Origin of the sequence: Halorubrum sp. Atlit-28R, assembly GCF_003665955.1 — an archaeon.
In the GTDB taxonomy this organism is placed as follows: Archaea; Halobacteriota; Halobacteria; order Halobacteriales; family Haloferacaceae; genus Halorubrum; species Halorubrum tropicale.
In genome coordinates this window covers 1-431 of sequence record NZ_QPLS01000309.1, presented here as the reverse complement: position 1 = coordinate 431, position 431 = coordinate 1, and the positions used below count along the sequence as shown (strand labels likewise).

Here is a 431-nt window from a genome sequence, read left to right as displayed (position 1 = left end):
GCCGTTCTTTTATTCCTGGGCTATTGTTGTTCTCATCGGCGCCATTCTTTCCGCCTTCGCCCATTCCCGAACTCCACTTCTGTGGGGACTATTTTGCCCAGCCTTTGCAGTATTTATTTTCGTTGTTTTTGCGCGCCATGCGACGCTGATCATGGCTTTTTTTCTGGTGATAGGAGCGATCAGCTTCGTCTACCGCAACAAGGTTACTGAACCGTTCCTCGTTTTATTGCCGATCATTGCTGCAGGGCGCCTCTTTCTGGAGTATGTTTATTCAGTTAATTTTGTGTCTTGGGCTTACTACATAACTGGACAGAAAACGCTGGGAGATGCTATTTTTGAGGGGCTGATGTTGGCAAATGATCAAGGTATACAAATAGCGCTCGCTGCTCCCATTTTCCTGATGTATTTTCTGGGCAAACAAAGCTATATGA

General features: G+C 45.9%; 1 protein-coding gene. It reads left to right on the top strand.

Features of this window, described 5'->3' with window-relative positions; all coding sequences use genetic code 11:
- A partial coding sequence (locus tag DVK06_RS18835) for a hypothetical protein (RefSeq protein WP_158600119.1) occupies positions 1 to 431 on the top strand: 431 nt, incomplete at both ends.